General features: G+C 36.4%; 2 protein-coding genes and 1 pseudogene. All 3 read right to left on the reverse strand.

What is annotated here, in order from left to right; translation table 11 throughout:
- Window positions 1–557 (reverse strand): annotated as a pseudogene (locus JMW64_RS13750) (hypothetical protein); the annotation flags it as partial.
- A gap of 8 nt (window positions 558–565) precedes the next feature.
- Window positions 566–1,096: a hypothetical protein gene (locus JMW64_RS13755; protein WP_025652919.1), complete on the reverse strand. Its 531-nt coding sequence runs from the start codon at window positions 1,094–1,096 to the stop codon at window positions 566–568.
- Window positions 1,093–1,890, reverse strand: a 798-nt coding sequence (locus JMW64_RS13760) for a TIGR04255 family protein (RefSeq protein WP_201555350.1), incomplete at its 5' end; no start/stop codon positions are given. The genes JMW64_RS13755 and JMW64_RS13760, both read right to left, overlap by 4 nt.

Genomic DNA, 1,890 nt, shown 5'->3' on the forward strand with positions numbered 1-1,890 from the left:
ATATCTCGATTTGGATAAATCTCAACATATATACCAGTTAGATGTTCATTAGCTCGCTTAGCAATCTTTTTTCTTTTACCTTTCTTATCAGAAGACGCGATTAGCTGATCGAATTTAGTAGGTAATGCTGGTCTTTTATAACGACCAGCTAGCCAATCAATATACTGATTTAGATTCCCTTCTAAAAAGTTAATTGAAGAATCAGGTTTAAATTCTTCAAGAAGTGACTTTTTTATTTGAATTTTTTCGTGAGCTTTTAGCTCTAAAATAACCTTCTCATCAGAGCTGTTTGAGATGGCTTCTATATGCAATATTCTAGGATGACGATTATGGCTATACTGTTTATTAAACGCTTCAACTGATAAAAGCCGGACAATAGAGAGCTCGATGTATTCTTCTTGCGAGGAGGCAACGTCGCATGATTGTGAGGCAACAACCAACAAGTTGTTAGCAGATATAGTGAACGTACTATCTATATCACCTATTAGCTTTGCAACTGATTCAGGTTTGACAAAGCTGCCTTGTCGCCATCCTAATGCTTCGAGTATACGCTGCATTTAAACCTCTAAATCAAACCTACTTCAGGCGTCAGTGATTGATGAGTAAGACGTCGACCTGCAAAAATTATTTTTTCTCTATCAAGCTTTTCGTCTGTCAACATTTGCATCACGCTAGTAGAACCTAGGATAGGGGTAAACAGCTTTTCTTTATCAGTAGGAAGCTTGTTATAACTCCAGTCTTCTGCGATAACGCTTAACTCAAACACTCTTTGTCTATCTTTTTCTTTACTAATCCCTTGCTTCTCCCAGTTGTACAGTGTTTTTCTTGAGACACCAACAAGGTTAGCAAGCTCTTCATCACTCAAATCAAAATACTCTTTTATTGTCGAAAGCTGAGACTGGCGAGTATTGTACTTAACATTAATACTTGATCCGCTTGCTTGGCTCATTTTGTCAATTATATAACGACTGTTATCGTAACTGGTTGATTTCTTAAAAGCATAGGCTGGAGTAGTGGCAAGAATAGAAGCGCCTATAAAAGCGGTAGTAATATTCTTATTTATCCAGCTATTTGCTCCATAACTGTTTTGTCTCATTTCCATGCCTCCTTGGCTTGTTCTGTTGTTACATTCCAAAATGCTTTTCGACTGATTTTATGCATGTTTGATAGTTTACTAAGTATTAATCCTTTATTAAAATCTAGTGGACCGGACTCTTCTTCCTGAGCATTCCATACATGGTCGATATCCAATAGTAGTCTTTTGACAGGCTTATCAGAAGATTTTTCTATTGCAATGGGTAAATTCTCTGCATCAGGCCAAACTAAAACTTTATCCTCACCGTATATCGAACGAATAAAAATAGCCCCTTCTGTCGTTCTCCATAAAGTTTCATTAGTCTGTCTTAGTAAGCTCCCTGACAGTTTTAAATCATCGTTGTTGTATAGTCTAGGCTGAACAAAATCTTCTATTGAACCTTTGCCTTCAATGTTAAAAATGGTATCGCTATAACGTAAGCCAAGACCTAAACAGAGGCTTGGGTTAATAACATCTATGATAGTTTGTAATAAGAAATCACAGTTCTCTTCAAATCCATTAAAGCGTTCATATTCACTAGTCATAAACAATAAACGATTCTGGTTAACCGAAGCTGCGGTATGACTATTTTTAGAGATAAACTCCCAGTTGGCTTGAGCCTCTAAGCTTATACCGTTAGGCGACACCGTAATTTCTTGGGTCTCAGTGTTTCTTAGAATTGGTAGCTTATTTCTCAAAGCATCTTGAATCTTAGGTATGTATTCCTTTATACCTAGTATAGGAGAAAATCTAAATTCTGCTAATACAAAGACCAAAGGTTGATTCGATAACTTTTTATAGTCACACATGTTGAA

Origin of the sequence: Psychrobacter immobilis, assembly GCF_904846065.1 — a bacterium.
In the GTDB taxonomy this organism is placed as follows: domain Bacteria; phylum Pseudomonadota; class Gammaproteobacteria; order Pseudomonadales; family Moraxellaceae; genus Psychrobacter; species Psychrobacter immobilis_H.

Coding starts and splice junctions, on each gene's coding strand:
- JMW64_RS13755 (WP_025652919.1), bottom strand. CDS start 1,096: ATGAGACAAAACAGTTATGGAGCAAATAGCTGGATAAATAAGAATATT.